The organism is Citrobacter sp. Cpo012, assembly GCF_030333015.1.
Lineage (GTDB): Bacteria > Pseudomonadota > Gammaproteobacteria > Enterobacterales > Enterobacteriaceae > Citrobacter > Citrobacter portucalensis.
In genome coordinates, this window is sequence record NZ_JAOWGR010000043.1 from 801324 (window position 1) to 816608 (window position 15285).

The 15285-nt window shown below is 50.1% G+C and carries 15 protein-coding genes and 1 tRNA gene; 6 read left to right on the forward strand and 10 right to left on the reverse strand.

All coding sequences use genetic code 11. The annotated features are described in order from the left end of the window. Position 1 precedes the first annotated feature (1 nt). From OGX90_RS23550 to OGX90_RS23560, 3 genes are all read right to left on the reverse strand, one after another. Complete coding sequence (locus OGX90_RS23550) at positions 2-2473, reverse strand: fimbria/pilus outer membrane usher protein (protein ID WP_286624826.1); 2472 nt, start codon at positions 2471-2473, stop codon at positions 2-4. A 41-nt stretch (positions 2474-2514) separates the two neighbouring features. Then, positions 2515-3063, reverse strand: coding sequence for a fimbrial protein (locus OGX90_RS23555; protein WP_020996612.1), 549 nt, complete (start codon positions 3061-3063; stop codon positions 2515-2517). Positions 3064-3132: 69 nt separating this feature from the next. Further along, the gene (locus OGX90_RS23560) at positions 3133-3681 is read right to left on the reverse strand and encodes a fimbrial protein (protein WP_003830808.1); all 549 of its coding nucleotides are present in this window, start codon (positions 3679-3681) and stop codon (positions 3133-3135) included. A 645-nt stretch (positions 3682-4326) separates the two neighbouring features. On the opposite strand from OGX90_RS23560, the gene OGX90_RS23565 reads away from it, so the two are divergent. Both OGX90_RS23565 and OGX90_RS23570 read left to right on the forward strand, forming a co-directional pair. Next, a complete protein-coding gene (locus tag OGX90_RS23565; protein ID WP_020996613.1) occupies positions 4327-5115 on the forward strand; it encodes a winged helix-turn-helix domain-containing protein in 789 nt (262 codons plus the stop codon). Between the two features lies 1 nt (position 5116). Next, complete coding sequence (locus OGX90_RS23570) at positions 5117-5635, forward strand: FidL-like protein (protein WP_003830806.1); 519 nt, start codon at positions 5117-5119, stop codon at positions 5633-5635. Positions 5636-5791: 156 nt separating this feature from the next. Here the strand turns inward: OGX90_RS23570 and OGX90_RS23575 are convergent. Beyond that, a tRNA-Asp gene (locus OGX90_RS23575) sits at positions 5792-5868 on the reverse strand. Positions 5869-6001: 133 nt separating this feature from the next. Next, a complete protein-coding gene (gene dnaQ, locus OGX90_RS23580) occupies positions 6002-6730 on the reverse strand; it encodes a DNA polymerase III subunit epsilon (protein WP_095533177.1) in 729 nt (242 codons plus the stop codon). Positions 6731-6794: 64 nt separating this feature from the next. Here dnaQ and rnhA point away from each other — a divergent pair, with 64 nt between their 5' ends. After that, on the forward strand, positions 6795-7262 hold the full coding sequence (gene rnhA, locus OGX90_RS23585; RefSeq protein WP_003838896.1) for a ribonuclease HI: 468 nt from the start codon (positions 6795-6797) through the stop codon (positions 7260-7262). Here the strand turns inward: rnhA and OGX90_RS23590 are convergent. Next, a complete protein-coding gene (locus tag OGX90_RS23590) occupies positions 7259-7981 on the reverse strand; it encodes a class I SAM-dependent methyltransferase (protein ID WP_079935334.1) in 723 nt (240 codons plus the stop codon). The genes rnhA and OGX90_RS23590 overlap by 4 nt on opposite strands. A 33-nt stretch (positions 7982-8014) precedes the next feature. On the opposite strand from OGX90_RS23590, the gene gloB reads away from it, so the two are divergent. Together gloB and mltD are read left to right on the forward strand one after the other, a co-directional pair. Then, on the forward strand, positions 8015-8770 hold the full coding sequence (gloB, locus tag OGX90_RS23595; protein ID WP_186413701.1) for a hydroxyacylglutathione hydrolase: 756 nt from the start codon (positions 8015-8017) through the stop codon (positions 8768-8770). Between the two features lie 71 nt (positions 8771-8841). Further along, positions 8842-10200, forward strand: coding sequence for a murein transglycosylase D (gene mltD / locus OGX90_RS23600; protein ID WP_048236093.1), 1359 nt, complete (start codon positions 8842-8844; stop codon positions 10198-10200). 49 nt (positions 10201-10249) lie between these two features. Here mltD and OGX90_RS23605 read toward each other — a convergent pair whose 3' ends face one another. The 3 genes from OGX90_RS23605 to OGX90_RS23615 form a co-directional block, all read right to left on the reverse strand. Further along, complete coding sequence (locus tag OGX90_RS23605) at positions 10250-11020, reverse strand: class I SAM-dependent methyltransferase (protein ID WP_286624828.1); 771 nt, start codon at positions 11018-11020, stop codon at positions 10250-10252. Positions 11021-11096: 76 nt separating this feature from the next. After that, a complete protein-coding gene (locus OGX90_RS23610; RefSeq protein WP_286624830.1) occupies positions 11097-11897 on the reverse strand; it encodes an endonuclease/exonuclease/phosphatase family protein in 801 nt (266 codons plus the stop codon). Between the two features lie 131 nt (positions 11898-12028). Further along, the gene (locus OGX90_RS23615) at positions 12029-13204 is read right to left on the reverse strand and encodes an MFS transporter (RefSeq protein ID WP_153687921.1); all 1176 of its coding nucleotides are present in this window, start codon (positions 13202-13204) and stop codon (positions 12029-12031) included. 104 nt (positions 13205-13308) lie between these two features. Here OGX90_RS23615 and yafC point away from each other — a divergent pair, with 104 nt between their 5' ends. Beyond that, positions 13309-14223, forward strand: coding sequence for a DNA-binding transcriptional regulator YafC (yafC, locus tag OGX90_RS23620; RefSeq protein ID WP_008783768.1), 915 nt, complete (start codon positions 13309-13311; stop codon positions 14221-14223). Positions 14224-14244: 21 nt separating this feature from the next. Here yafC and dkgB read toward each other — a convergent pair whose 3' ends face one another. Further along, complete coding sequence (dkgB, locus tag OGX90_RS23625; RefSeq protein WP_267449254.1) at positions 14245-15048, reverse strand: 2,5-didehydrogluconate reductase DkgB; 804 nt, start codon at positions 15046-15048, stop codon at positions 14245-14247. Positions 15049-15285: the final 237 nt, after the last annotated feature.

Genomic DNA, 15285 nt, shown 5'->3' on the forward strand with positions numbered 1-15285 from the left:
ATTATTCACAAGGCAACAGCACGTTACCTTCCGGGTTGATTTGTTGCGGCACCTGTAAGTGACACTGCGCGCGACCGCCCCAGGCAACAGAAAGACGCTCGGCTGGATTCACACCCGCAATCCAGGCCATGCCGTTTTCCATCACCATGGCGACGCTGACACCGTTGGCGTTAAACACTTCGGCACCAAACGGCGGTACCGAACCATCTTTCAGGCGCAGCAGCGCCATCATTTTTTGCCCCTGCGCCACGGCGAAGCGCTGATAACCAATCGCGCCTTCCGTCAGGGTGTTGGTGACGATGGCTTTGGTCGCGGAAATGTCCTCGTCCATTGCATCCACATCGATACGGGTATCAAAGCTGTGATAGCTGACGACGTCCGGTACGACGGCAATACCGAAGCGGTTTGAGTGCGCCTGTTCGCCGTTCAGCGGTACATTCGCCACACCGTCGGTATCAACCATCACCCTGGCGGTATTCATCGACGCCTGGCTGTTGTGTAGCGCCGCGCCATGGCGCGTTGCGGTAAAGCCGCCGCGCATCGTGCCACCAACGGAGAAATAGCGTGATTGCTGCCAGCTGACGTTAGATTCCAGTTCCGCCATCATGCTGCGATGCTTGTAGTAGCCATCAAACGCGGTGTGCCCTTCACCGGAAACCCCTGCGCGCAGTCGCCATGGATTGTTACGGTCGCGGTTATCGGAATACGAAACCATCTGACTGGTCTGGCTACCGCTGTTTTGCACTTCATAATCCATTGAGCGGCCATCGCTCCATGGCACCGAAATGGACAGCGAAAGGCTGTCGTCCCGTTTGCCCTGATACTCAGAGCGGTAAGCGGCAAGGTTGGCGCTGATCCCCTGAATGCCTGCGAACGAAAAGCTGTGTCCCATCGACACCCCGTAACGATCCTGAGAGCCACGATCCCAGTAATTCTGGTGGGTATAGGTCAGGTACAGCGTGGTCGCTAATTGCGGGTCGTCAGCAAAAAAGGTCTTGTTACCGGTGATGGTGTACATCTCTTTTTCGTTGCCGGCGCTGTTGTTATTTTCATACTGCTCGTCGAGGAACTGCGAGAAGGTGCGGAAGTTACGCTGTGAAAAACGGTAACCGGCAAAGGTGATGGCGCTGTTGTATTCATCAAAGGTTTTGGCATAGCTGAGCTTAAAGGACATCCCTTTTTGTTCAGCCTGATGCTTTACCCGGCTCACGGATTGCGTCGCATCAGCCGACAGCGCGCCCAGCCAGCTCAAATCCCGCCCAATCCCCATCGACCAGGCATTATAGCGATCGCCTGTGAGCAACGCGCCACCGTACAGTGACCACGCATTGCTGACCCCCCATGAAAAATCACCGCTATAAAATGCAGGTCCCTGGACGTCGTGGTTATAACGCGATGGCTTACCGACAGCGGCGTTGTAACGAACATAGCCCGGGCGCGTCAGGTAAGGGATATCGGCCGTATTGACCTGAAAGGTTTGTACGCTGCCATCCTGCTCTTCGACGCGAACATCCAGCGTGCCGCGTACCGAGCCGTGTAGATCCTGAATATTAAATGGCCCCGCAGGAACGGTGGTTTGATAGATAACACGCCCCTGCTGACTGACGGTGACCTTCGCATTACTGCGGGCGATGCCGTGCACTTCGGGCGCGTAGCCCTGCAAATTCGGTGGTAGCATGCGCTCGTCGCTGGCGAGGTTAGCCCCGGTAAATCGGACTGAATCAAACACCTGGGAATTCAGATATATTTCACCGACCGTCAGTTTTGCAGCCTGCATCGGTAACGGGCGATAGGCATAGATCTGATCCCAGTCGATACGCCCACGATTTTCATCCGAAGCATAATTGGCCTGATACTGGCCACGAAAGCGCCACGCGCCGAGGTTAAAGCCCGTCTGTCCATAACCAGACAGTGAGCGGTAATGATCGCCACCTTGTTCGTAATGTGTGGCCTGGCCCGAAACGCTGTAGTCGAAAATCAGTCCCGCGACGCCGTTATCCCAGCGCTCCGGCGGCGTCCAGTCTGGATCGGTATATTTCATCCATGCCTGAGGCACGGTAATGTCCAGTACGCCTGCGCGATTATTCAGCACCACACCCGGCAGGCGGGAAATGTCATAGCAGGTCGCGCTAATCGGATGAATATAGGTCAGCGCCTCTTCTTTGAGCGCCAGTAATTCGAGCTGTTGCGGCGTCAGGCACGCCATGGATTTATGCGAGTTGGCAGGATCAACGATATAACGGATCGACTGCTGAGGGATCTCCTGGCTGTTAATACGAACATCCAGCAGATATTCTCCGGGAGTCACAAAGTTGCCTTCGGAAAAACGCTGTAAATCGACATTTTGTCTGTCACTGGCATCCAGGACGTCAGTATTAAATTCAATAGACTCATCCGCTTCAGCCCATGAAGAGGCACAGACCAGAGCAATTAAAAGCGCCAGACGTTTTTTATCTGTTTTCAGCGTGATCATTTTCGTTCGCAAACCTTCAGATACCCGAATTGCTGTGCAGCTCAGAGATAATTCACAACAAAATGCGTGACTGCAGTAAATTCACCAGACGTCATTCTTCCGTCGCGGGAGATCAAATAAGCCGTAAAATTGAGCGTGTTTTTCCCGGGGTTAAGCGCATAATCCGGTGATGGCTCACCTAAATGAATTTGCTTGCCTTTGCCGTCATATATTTCTATCGCTAAATTTTCAGTTTCCGATTGCACGCTCAGATAATCAGGATTGTCACTATCCGGTGCGCCGGAAAAGGTAATATTGGCGCGTTGGAACAGATTCCCGGGGTGTTGAGAATCCCCTAATGAACATCCCAGCAAATGAATGCTGAAATCATGCGCAGATACTTTTTCAGGTTTTCCGGAAATATCTCTGGCTGAGAGGTCATCAAATTCAACCAGCAGCGACCGGTCGCGTGGATCGACATAACAGGCAGCCTCAATAATATTTCCCCGCATGCGCATTTTGCCGGGCGTACTGACAAGACGATGGGTGTCAGCCAAAACCCATGCAGGCGATATGAAGATAAAAAGCAGTAAAATACGCCATCCAGGCATCACCGCATTTCCTTTCAGTTATTCGCAGGAAGGGTTAAGCAGGCGCATAATTGCGCCCGCAGCAGATCGTTACTGATAATCGATCTGGAAATTAACGGTAGATTCGAAGTCACCCGGGGTTACGGCTGCGGATGCGTTGTTGGCCTGCAGGTAAGCAACGAAATCAATGTCGGTTTCGCCATCGGTAATGTTGACCTGAGATGCGGCTTCGCCCCATTTCACATCCTGGTTACCACTGTCAATCATACCGATGCCCGCGCCCTTTGCTGTACCCGAGGTAAATGCAGCCAGCGCATTGTTGTCGGTATCAATCGTTGCCGGGGTGTAGGTTACTGTGGCGGTTTTCGCAACAGTTGTATCGCAGCCCTGCAGAACGATTTTGGCATGCTTAACACCAGCACGTTGGTTGTCTTTTAACTGAGAAGTTGGGATCTCACCAAAATTAACCTGCACCGGGCTGGATTCTGGGGCCAGACCGCATGCGGAATTAACCAGAGAACCAGTGAAGTGAATTTTACCGTTAGTCGGTTCAACATTTTTTGCAGCGAAAGCAGAAGATGCAGTAAAAGTCATTCCCGCCATCAGCGCACAAGCCACAGCCACGTTTTTCATTTTCATATTACTACTTAACCTTATATCTGTTTTTTGGTTATTCCGACGATCTATTTCCACAGACAATTTATGCAAGGGAAACCCTGATCTGCAGGTGGCGGAAGTGCATTTCCTTGCAAACAATCCATCTCAAGCCACCCTGTATTTTGAACTTCATTGGTATTCCATCCGAAATACCGTCCACAGTTGTTTACGCTGTTTCGGGGCTTATATTAAGTCGACGAAAAAATGACACAATGCAAAAATCCGGTATTAATCAAACTCAGGGAATCGTGTTGTAACACTGTCTGTAGAGCGATCGTTTACCTAAAAAATAGCCAAAAAACACGCCAACACCAGTGTTAATGTCTATTATTTATAATTTTTATAGAGTTTTTATCTATCAACTATTTTTTTATTTAGCCAGAAGAACAGGCAAAATGTATTTATGAATGTTTTGTAAAAATGAAATTGGGCATCAAAAGCGAGTAATGACAATAAGATAGTGAAAGAGAGGAAGGAGATTGGAGGATTCTATTAGATATATTAAGAGATTGTTATATAAATATTAATAAAGCGTTCTATGGTGCAATCATTTTTTATAAATGAATTATGTTATGCTATTGCTTCCCCCACTCGAATGCGAGATATCCTGCTTTAAAGGAGACATCAGTGATTTCTCATATACCAATAAACAAAATTAAATCCGTAATTATTGGTGAAGGCTTAGTTTTCAGACCACATAAAAATACCCTAAAAGACCTGGCATCTGGTGAAATGGCCACATTGAATAATGTGGCAACACAATTACTGCTCTATCTGTTGCAAAATGGTAAAGAGATATCCTCGCGCGATGAAATTCTGCGGAATGTTTTCCAGCATAATGGCGCCAGAGCGACGGATGCTAATCTCAATCAGCACATTTCATTTCTGCGCAAAGCAATAACGTCTACGGGCCATCCTGCAGAACTGATCGTCACCATTCCGCGAATAGGATTTCGGATGAGCGACGCCAGTATCAATATTCAGCAACTGGAGGAATCGCAAGCGCCCACCAGAATAGTCAATGTTGCATTGACGCCCAGGAAAAAGAAACGAAACCTGTGGCCTGTCACGATAACAACGTTAATTACCGGCATCGCCGTGCTGGCGACAGCGTGGTTAACATGGATACCCAATGAAATCGCGATGACGGACGCGGCGATCCTGCGGACTATCGACTACGAGCAATGCCGTGTGCATATATTAGGAAACGCCCTCACCGACACCATAACCGAAAAAAAAGCGCTGGATATTTTCAAGTCTGTGGGTATTAACCCCAACTGTTCGTACCCAAAAGATCTGTATCTCAATACCTGGGCGAGCAACCATAATCTGGTTGAGTGGTCGTTTGCCGCTGAATGCGGGCTAAACCTCGGTTATTACCATTGCATCAGCCAGTATCGCCATCATGAGGAATGATATGAAGCAGGAAAGCGATCACTCTCCTTTACTATGGTCAGTCGTGATTGCCATTTTTGGGCTAGCGGCTATCGCTTTTTTTATTATCGCCGGGAATGCGAAAAAACAAGAAATCAGTTTTTCCTGCTCCTCGGAATTCACGTCGATACTCGACATCCAGAATACAAAAAAGGAACTCCACGGAATAATGCTGATAACCAGCTACAACTCCGGACACCTTTCATTGTCAGTCCAGGGGAAACTCAAAAGTGACGACGGCGAGTTCGCTGTTAACCGAAAACTGTTCTTTCGCTATGCCCGTCCACTCGGCCATACCGCAGGCGTTTTTATGCTCACTCCCGATGGTCGGGAAAAATCCCCCGATGATGACGCAACGGACGCTGTCGACTATCTCTTCTTCGACGCTTACGAACGTGCCGACAAGCTGTATATGCTAAAGCACCTGAATGAGGAAACGGTTCTTATTGGCGATAACTTCTCACCCCGCTTCGCCTGCGTGATGAATCACTTCGCGAGTTAATCGCCTTCTGGATATGCGTCGGGTTAAGGATGACCTGATGTGTTGCCCACCCGAAAGCTCGGGCGCGGTCGATAAAGTATGGTAATGAGATTATTATTTTTGGCGGGCTAAAACGACGAAAGCCTGAATCATTTCTGATTCAGGCTTTCTGAATAGTGGCGGAATGGACGGGACTCGAACCCGCGACCCCCTGCGTGACAGGCAGGTATTCTAACCAACTGAACTACCACTCCGCGTTGTGTTCCGCTTGGGAACGAAGCGAATATTACGGATTGCCTCGCGCCTCGTCAACGCTTTTTCTCACGTTTTTAATCGTTTGCTGCAAAAATCACCCGAATGGCCATTTTCATACGGTAAACGTACAAACTATGCCCGCCAGAGGCAACTTCCGCCTTTCTTCTGCACCAGGTCAAGGCGTGACTCATGGGCCGCTAACTCTTCATCAGTGGCGAAAACAACGCGTAGTTTGCTGGACTGTCGCACAATACGCTGGATCCCCGTGTCATTCTGCTGCTGGCTGTCGCCTTCCATTGAGAACGCCATCGTGGTCTGCCCGCCGGTCATCATCAGATAAACGTCGGCCAGAATCTGGGCATCGAGCAATGCGCCGTGCAGGGTTCGTTTACTGTTGTCTATCTCATAGCGCGAGCATAACGCATCAAGGCTGTTTCGCTTGCCAGGAAACATTTTCCTCGCCAGCGCCAGGCTATCGGTTATTTTGCAAAATTCATTCGTCTTCGGAATATCACGCTTGAGCTTCGCGAATTCGTAATCCATAAAGCCGATATCGAACGATGCGTTATGGATGACCAGCTCCGCGCCGCGAATATAGTCGAGAAACTCGTCGGCTACATCGGCAAACGTAGGTTTATCGAGCAGGAATTCGTCTGCGATTCCGTGTACGCCGAACGCTTCCGGGTCCACCAGCCGATCCGGCTTCAGGTAAACGTGGAAGTTATTACCGGTCAGGCGGCGGTTCACCACTTCAACCGCACCGATCTCAATGATCTTGTGGCCTTCATAGTGGGCGCCAATCTGGTTCATACCGGTGGTTTCGGTATCGAGGACGATCTGTCGTGTAATTCCAGTGCTCATAACGGTCATTTATGTCAGACTTATCGTTTGATTTCGATTTGCTAAAACAGGAAGTCTACCAGAGATGCTTAAACAGGTAGAAATTTTCACCGATGGTTCTTGCCTGGGAAATCCAGGGCCTGGTGGTTATGGGGCGATTTTACGCTATCGCGGGCGCGAAAAAACCTTTAGCGAGGGCTACAACCTCACCACTAATAATCGCATGGAGCTGATGGCGGCAATCGTTGCGCTGGAAGCCCTGAAAGAACAGTGTGAAGTGATACTCAGCACGGACAGCCAGTATGTGCGCCAGGGCATTACGCAGTGGATCCACAACTGGAAGAAGCGCGGCTGGAAAACAGCAGATAAAAAACCGGTGAAGAACGTCGATCTGTGGAAACGTCTCGATGCCGCGCTGGGGCCGCATCAAATCAAATGGGAATGGGTTAAAGGTCATGCGGGCCATCCGGAAAACGAACGCTGCGATGAGCTTGCACGCACCGCGGCCATGAGCCCGACTCAGGATGATATTGGGTATCAGACTGAGGCTTAAGCGTCCGGTTTACGGTATTGCCGGGTCGCGCCAACGGCATGACGGATAGGCGTTTTGCTTTTATTTTGTTTCATCGGGTTGAGCGTAAGCGGAATGGTTCGCTTGCGCGCAACCACCAGCTGTAAACAGCCCAGCGCGGGGATATGGGCGCTTAACATTTTCCCGCCCTTCTTGTTCCAGGGCAGAACATGAAAACGACTATAGTGCAGCACTTCAAAATTCAGTAATGATAGCCAGTCCAGTTGACGCATGAGGGTAAACATCCGACTGTTATAGGGCGATGTCTTGCGCAATACGGGCACCAGTTTACGCAATCCCATCAAGCTTACCGGGTTAAAGCCGCTCAGAATCAACCAGCCGTCATCAATCAACACGCGATCGGCTTCACGCAGTAGGCGATGCGGATCAGAGCACCACGGTAACGTATGGGCCAATAAACAGACATCCACGGACTTATCGGCAAAGGGAAGATGCAAAGGATCGGCCGTCACCTGCATGGGAGATCCCTGCAAAGAAACATTTACCTGATGAGAAACCGCGCACGCTTCAGAATCGATTTCTGCGCTTAAATTACCAACCTTAAGCAGATGAAAACCGTACATTTTTGCAAACCACGGGTTAAGCTGATACTCCAGCGCCTCACGATAGTGTTCGCCCCAGGGCAAATCATCCCAGCTAACGGGCGCTACGACAGTTTGAGGGATCCTTGCCGGTTTCATCACAACCTTCCGTTACGCATTGAGAGGTAATATATGAATCTTAACAGTATTCCTGCATTTCAGGACAATTACATCTGGGTCCTGTCAAATAATGACCAGCATTGTCTGATTGTGGACCCGGGTGAAGCGGCTCCTGTTTTGAAAGCCATTGCAGAGCATAACTGGGTGCCGGAAGCCATTCTGCTAACCCACCATCATCAGGATCACGTTGGTGGAGTGAAAGAACTCCTGCAACATTTCCCACAAATAGTGGTATACGGACCGGCTGAAACGCAAGATAAGGGAACGACACACGTAGTCGAAGATGGCGATATTGCACTCGTTTTGGGGCATGAATTTAGGGTAATTGCTACTCCTGGTCACACTTTAGGACATATCTGTTACTTTAGCTATCCTTACTTATTTTGTGGTGACACGCTCTTTTCTGGCGGTTGCGGTCGACTTTTCGAAGGTACAGCAACTCAAATGTATCAATCACTTAAAAAAATAAACGAACTTCCTGACGATACATTAATTTGTTGCGCACATGAGTACACATTAGCAAACATGAAGTTTGCCTTAAGCATTCTCCCGCATGATTCGTTCATAAATGAATATTATCGTAAAGTTAATGAGTTACGCGTAAAAAAACAAATGACACTACCCGTAATTCTGAAAAATGAGCGGCGAAATAATCTTTTTTTGAGAACGGAAGATATTGATTTAATTAATGAAATCAACAAAGAAACAATATTGCAACAACCTGAAGAGCGTTTTGCCTGGTTAAGGTCAAAGAAAGATACGTTCTGACAATTCCGGGTTGCCTTTTGAAAACTTCGCCGTTATGATCGGTCGTCTTTTAAGCAACTATTGACACACACATGAAGGCAAAAGCGATATTACTCGCCTCTGTCCTGCTTGTTGGGTGCCAGAATACTGGTAACGTCCAACAACACGCACAGAGCCTTTCTGCAGCTGGTCAAGGGGAAGCAGGAAAGTTTACAAGTCAGGCGCGATGGATGGACGACGGAACATCTATCGCTGCTGATCAAGATTTGTGGGCTTTCATTGGTGACGAGCTAAAGATGGGAATTCCGGAAAACAGCCGGATTCGCGAACAGAAACAGAAGTATTTACGCAATAAGAGCTATCTCCACGATGTAACTTTACGGGCAGAGCCGTATATGTACTGGATAGCCGGGCAGGTTAAGAAACGTAACATGCCTATGGAACTGGTACTACTACCCATAGTGGAGAGCGCTTTTGATCCTCACGCAACGTCTGGCGCCAATGCCGCAGGTATTTGGCAGATCATTCCGAGCACGGGGCGCAATTATGGTTTAAAACAGACCCGCAGTTATGATGCACGTCGCGACGTTGTGGCTTCCACCACCGCCGCGCTGGACATGATGCAGCGTCTGAACAAGATGTTTGATGGCGACTGGCTGCTGACCGTTGCTGCTTATAATAGCGGTGAAGGTCGTGTCATGAAGGCAATCAAAACGAACAAAGCTCGTGGTAAACCCACTGACTTCTGGTCGTTGCCATTGCCTCAGGAAACGAAGCTATACGTGCCTAAAATGCTGGCATTGAGCGATATACTCAAAAACAGCAAACGCTATGGCGTACGTCTGCCAACAACAGACGAAAGCCGCGCGTTGGCACGTGTTCGCCTGAGTAGCCCGGTTGAGATGGCTCAGGTTGCTGATATGGCGGGTATTTCCGTCAGCAAGCTGAAGACCTTCAATGCAGGCGTGAAAGGCTCCACATTGGGTGCCAGCGGCCCGCAATATGTGATGGTGCCAAAGAAGCATGCAGAGAAGCTGCGTGAGTCTCTGGCTTCAGGCGAAATTGCAGCCGTGCAGTCAACGTTGGTCGCGGATAACACGCCGCTGAACAGTCGTAGCTACAAAGTTCGCTCTGGCGATACGCTTTCTGGCGTCGCGTCACGCCTTGGCGTGAGCACCAATGACCTTAAGCAGTGGAATAATCTGCGCGGGTCATCCCTGAAAGTGGGTCAAAACCTGACGGTGGGTGCGGGTACCAGCGCACAGCGTCTGGCGAACAACAGCGATAGCATCACCTATCGTGTGCGTAAAGGCGACTCGCTGTCGAGCATTGCCAAACGTCACGGGGTTAACATCAAAGATGTCATGCGCTGGAACAACGATACGGACAATCTACAGCCAGGCGATCAGCTCACGTTGTTTGTGAAAAACAACGGTATGCCGGACTCCTGATAGCATTGTAGAAATGAAGGCACTGGATTCCCCCCAGTGCCTTTTTTATTTATCCCGCTTTATGTGCCTCAACCATTATCGTGTCGCTGGTAAACGAGCCATCTTCCTGTAACGCAAAGTAGGCTTTCACGTCTGCAGAAGTACTTTGTTGGTATGCACGAATCGCGTCGCTCAACGCCGCGGGCGTGCGCATCCTCGCGACCCACGAACTGAACTCCAGTGGCAGGCGATCGGTTAACAAAGTATCGGCAATCAAATTGGCATCGTTGATTAACGACAGCCACTCTCCACTGGAATAGTTACGAACGTGCGAGGTATCGCGTAACGCCTCCACGGTTTGCAACCAGATATCACGTACTGGGTGGCCTGGCGACATCACATCCATCACAATCAATACACCACCGGGCTTCAGAACGCGGTTCACTTCCCGCAGCGCACGTCCGACATCATGCCAGTGATGCGCAGAATAGCGGCTAATTACCACGTCAAATTCGCTATCTTCAAATGGCAGACTTTCGGCATAACCCTGGCGTGTGGCGACATTCTCCAGGCCCCTGTCATTTGCCGCCTCAGCGACCACCTCAAGCATCTGCGACGATAAATCATAAGCCACAACCTGCTTTACGTGTTGCGCGGCTACAAAGCTGGCATGCCCCGCTCCACATCCCATATCCAACACACGGGCCTGCGGAGATGCCGACAACCTTTCCCCCAGACGCAGCAAGTCACGGCCAGAGGCGTGCACCGCGCTGGTTAAATAGGCATTAGCCTGAGAGCCAAACTGTTTTTCGACGTTGTCATGGTGAGAGCGTGTTGTCATTGTGTTGTCCTTCGGTTGTTGTGAAATAGGAAGGGCAACCATCACAGGCCTGCCCTACGGCAGACCTGACACACCGTTATTGTTCAGGTTTGCCGGGACTGAATTCAACGAGTAGCGGGTTGTGATCGGATGCACGGGTGACCAGCACAGAGGCTTCACTCACGTTCAGACCACGATAGAACACAAAATCGAGAGGGCGACCAAACGCGCGTCGGCGCTGATCGTCGGTAAAACGTACCTGGCGCAGCGACATTTCTCGCGCAAAGCGGTACAGCGCATTCATCCGTCGACGGCTCCAGGCATTGAAATCGCCGGCCATAATAACCGGACCGCTGTGATGAGCAATCTGATCGCCAATGGGAAGTAACTGCTTACTATAAACATCGACGCCGAGGCTAAAGTTAACCGCGTGGATATTCACCACCATTAATAATCGAGAGTCAGGCAGCGGATACACCGTTACCAGAGCCGATTTCGCCAGCCGTAAAATAGGCTCACGCTCGCGCAATGGACAACAGTAAACAGGATGAGCAGCAGAGAGCGTCATGACGCCAGAGGGATGCTGAGGCAGCACAAAGGCAGGAACCTGATCGGCAGCAAGGTAGTTAGCGGTCGCAAACTGCACCAGTTCTGGCGTGGTTTGCGCTTCCTGTAATAATACCAGATGCGCATCTTTGCCAAAATTCTTCAGCACCGACTGCCATTCTGCGCGCTGCTGTTTAAAAATATTCCATACCAGCACGCGAATGCGGTCTTCATTGCTTAACGGAACGCCTGCGGGTAATGCCTGGCCAATATGCGCAAACGACCCCGGCGGTAAAATCCGCTCGGCGGGTTGTCCGGCAACATAACGCATGGCATAGGTGTTTTTTCGCACTTTAGACTTTCAAACCTCTGTAACGTCAACCAGTCCGCAGCCGGACTGGTTCTTCTGTTATAGGGATTTTAGCACTCACTTTCAACGAACAATTGCAGTTTGTTTTGTAAGTGGGCGCTTACATCAATGATTTACCCCAGAGCAACACGCACGGGTTTATCAAGACGACCGCTGACACCCATCAGCAGGAAAGCTACCAGAACAATGAGGGCGCCAATCCACGGCGTCTGCGCTAAACCATAATGCTCGACCGTTTGCCCGCCAATTACTGACCCCAGCGCAATCCCAATGTTAAACGCCGCAATGTTTAACCCTGACGCCACATCTACAGCATTTGGCGTAAATTGCTCAGCTTTCTGTACCACGTAGACCTGCAATCCCGGTACGTTACCAAAGGCAAAGATCCCCATCACCAGAATGGTAGCCAGCGCGGCGTATTGCGTAGAGGCCGTCAGTTGGAAGACCATCAGCAGAACAAACAGCGCGGCGAAAATGAATTTCAGCGCAGGAACCGCACCATGTTTATCCGCCAGCTTACCGCCCCAGATATTACCGATAGCCACTGAAACACCGTAACCCAATAAGATCCAGCTTACTGCTGCCGGGGAGAACCCCGCCAGATCCTGCATCATCGGTGCAAGGAAGGTGAATGCCGTGAATACACCGCCGTAGCCCAGTGCCGTAACGGCGTAAATCAGCAACAAACGGGGATGAGTCAGTACCTTCACCTGGTCGCGAATGCTGGCGGCAGCACGACCGGGAATGTTGGCAGGGATCAGTAACTGGCTACTGATCAGTGCAATCACGCCTAACATTGATACCGCGAGGAAAGTCTCACGCCAGCCAAAGTGCTGACCGATAAATGTTCCCAGCGGCACGCCGGTGACCAGCGCCACCGTTAAGCCACCAAACATAATGGCAATGGCGGAAGCCGCTTTCTCTTTTGGCACCAGACTTGTCGCGATGGTAGAACCAATCGAGAAGAATACGCCGTGTGCCAGTCCAGTCAGCAGACGAGCAATAATGAGTGTCATATACCCGGGTGCCTGCCATGCCAGCAAATTCCCCGCCGTAAACAGAACCATCAGCGCAACCAGTAACTGTTTACGTGGCAGGCGTCCGGTCAGAGCAGTCAGTACCGGCGCGCCAATTGCCACACCCAGCGCATAGATTGAAACCAGCATCCCGGCTGAAGGTAACGAGATCGCCAGCTGTTGAGCGATGGTCGGCACCAGACCAACAATCACAAACTCAGTAGTGCCTATAGCGAAGGCACTTATTGTTAGTGCAAATAAAGCGAGAGGCATAAATAACTCCGTAACATCAGTAATCAGATGACACGCAGTATGCCTGGATGTTTTAATGACAAAAACATTCAAAATCTCAATATAATTTTGCGTCAGGTGCAAAAATGAAAGCAACCTCCGAAGAACTTGCAATTTTTGTGGCGGTAGTGGAAAGCGGCAGCTTTAGCCGGGCGGCAGAACAGCTTGGACAAGCCAATTCCGCGGTCAGCCGGGCAGTAAAAAAGCTGGAGATGAAACTGGGCGTCAGTTTGCTTAATCGCACGACCCGACAGCTAAGCCTGACCGAAGAAGGAGAGCGCTACTTCAGGCGGGTGCAGCAGATACTGCAAGAGATGGCTGCAGCAGAAACGGAAATCATGGAGTCGCGTAATACTCCGCGCGGCCTGCTGCGCATCGACGCAGCAACACCGGTGATGTTGCATTTCCTGATGCCACTAATCAAGCCGTTCCGGGAACGGTATCCCGAGATGACGTTGTCTCTCGTCTCCTCAGAAACGTTCATCAATCTTATTGAACGAAAAGTGGATGTTGCTATACGAGCGGGTACACTGACTGACTCGAGTCTACGTGCGCGTCCGCTATTTACCAGCTATCGTAAGATTATTGCCTCACCGGACTACATTGCCCGTTTTGGCAAGCCAGAGAGCGTCGAGGAGTTAAATCAGCATCTGTGTCTGGGGTTTTCCGAACCGGTTTCACTCAATACCTGGCCGATTGCCTGTAGCGACGGACAGCTGCATGAGGTTGAGTGCGGAATTTCTTCCAACAGTGGAGAAACGCTAAAACAGCTTTGTCTGAATGGCAACGGCATCGCATGTCTTTCAGATTATATGATAGATAAAGAGATCGCGCGGGGTGAACTGGTGGAGTTATTGGCAGATAAACGTCTGCCGGTAGAGATGCCTTTTAGCGCAGTTTATTACAGCGATCGTGCCGTCAGTACGCGCATCCGGGCATTTATCGACTTTTTAAGTGAATATATAAGAACAGCTCCCGAAGGAGCTGTGAAAGAGGGTTAATGGGTACAGAGGGTCAGGCAATTAATCCCAATCAGGGGCCAGACCTTCCGGGCTGACCAGACGATCGTTGCAGTCCAGTGCCGCGATCGCTTTTTTATCTTCGGCATCCAGATGCAGTTCCAGCGCCAGCAGGTTGCTTGCCAGGTTTTCACGTTTGGTAGAAGAAGGAATTACGGAGTAACCTTCCCCCATTGCCCATGCCAGAATAACCTGCGCCGGGGTCGCGTTATGTTTCGCGGCAATGTGCGCAATCACTTCATCTTTCAGCGCTTTACCGTAAGCCAGCGTCATATAAGAGGTGATGTGGATACCGTGTGCTTTCGCCCAGTCAACCACCTTACGGCTCTGCAGATACGGAGACAGCTCAATCTGATTGGTCGCAATGTTCTCTGTACCTACTGCGGCAATGGCTTTTTCCATCAGCGGAATGGTGAAGTTTGAGATACCAATTTCGCGAGTCAGCCCCTGCTGTTTTGCTTCGAGCAGCGCCTGCATGAATTCCTCAACAGATACCGCATCACCTGGAGATGGCCAGTGGATCAGCGTCAGATCGACATAATCTGTACGCAGCTTCTTCAGGCTTTCTTTCAGACTTGGGATCAGTTTTTCTTTGCTGAGATTTTCAATCCAAATCTTGGTGGTGATATACAGCTCGTTACGCGGTACGCCGCTTTCGGCAATCGCCTGACCAACAGCCGCTTCATTATCATAGATTTGCGCAGTGTCGACAGCACGGTAGCCTAGCTCAAGCGCCGTTTTAACAGAAGCGATAACCACGTCGTCTTTCAGGCGGAAAGTACCTAAACCGAATGCAGGGATAGTCATAGAATTCCTCTTTTTAATCACTATGTTCGTTAACTGAGAGGATTATGAGCTTAAGCTCTTTATAGAAAAAGAGTGAAAAATGCAGAGGATTTTTGCGGATTCAGCAATAATTAAATTGCAGACAAAGAAAAAGCCCTGAGCGTTAGCTCAGGGCTCTTAATAAGTGGCGGAACGGACGGGACTCGAACCCGCGACCCCCTGCGTGACAGGCAGGTATTCTAACCAACTGAACTACCG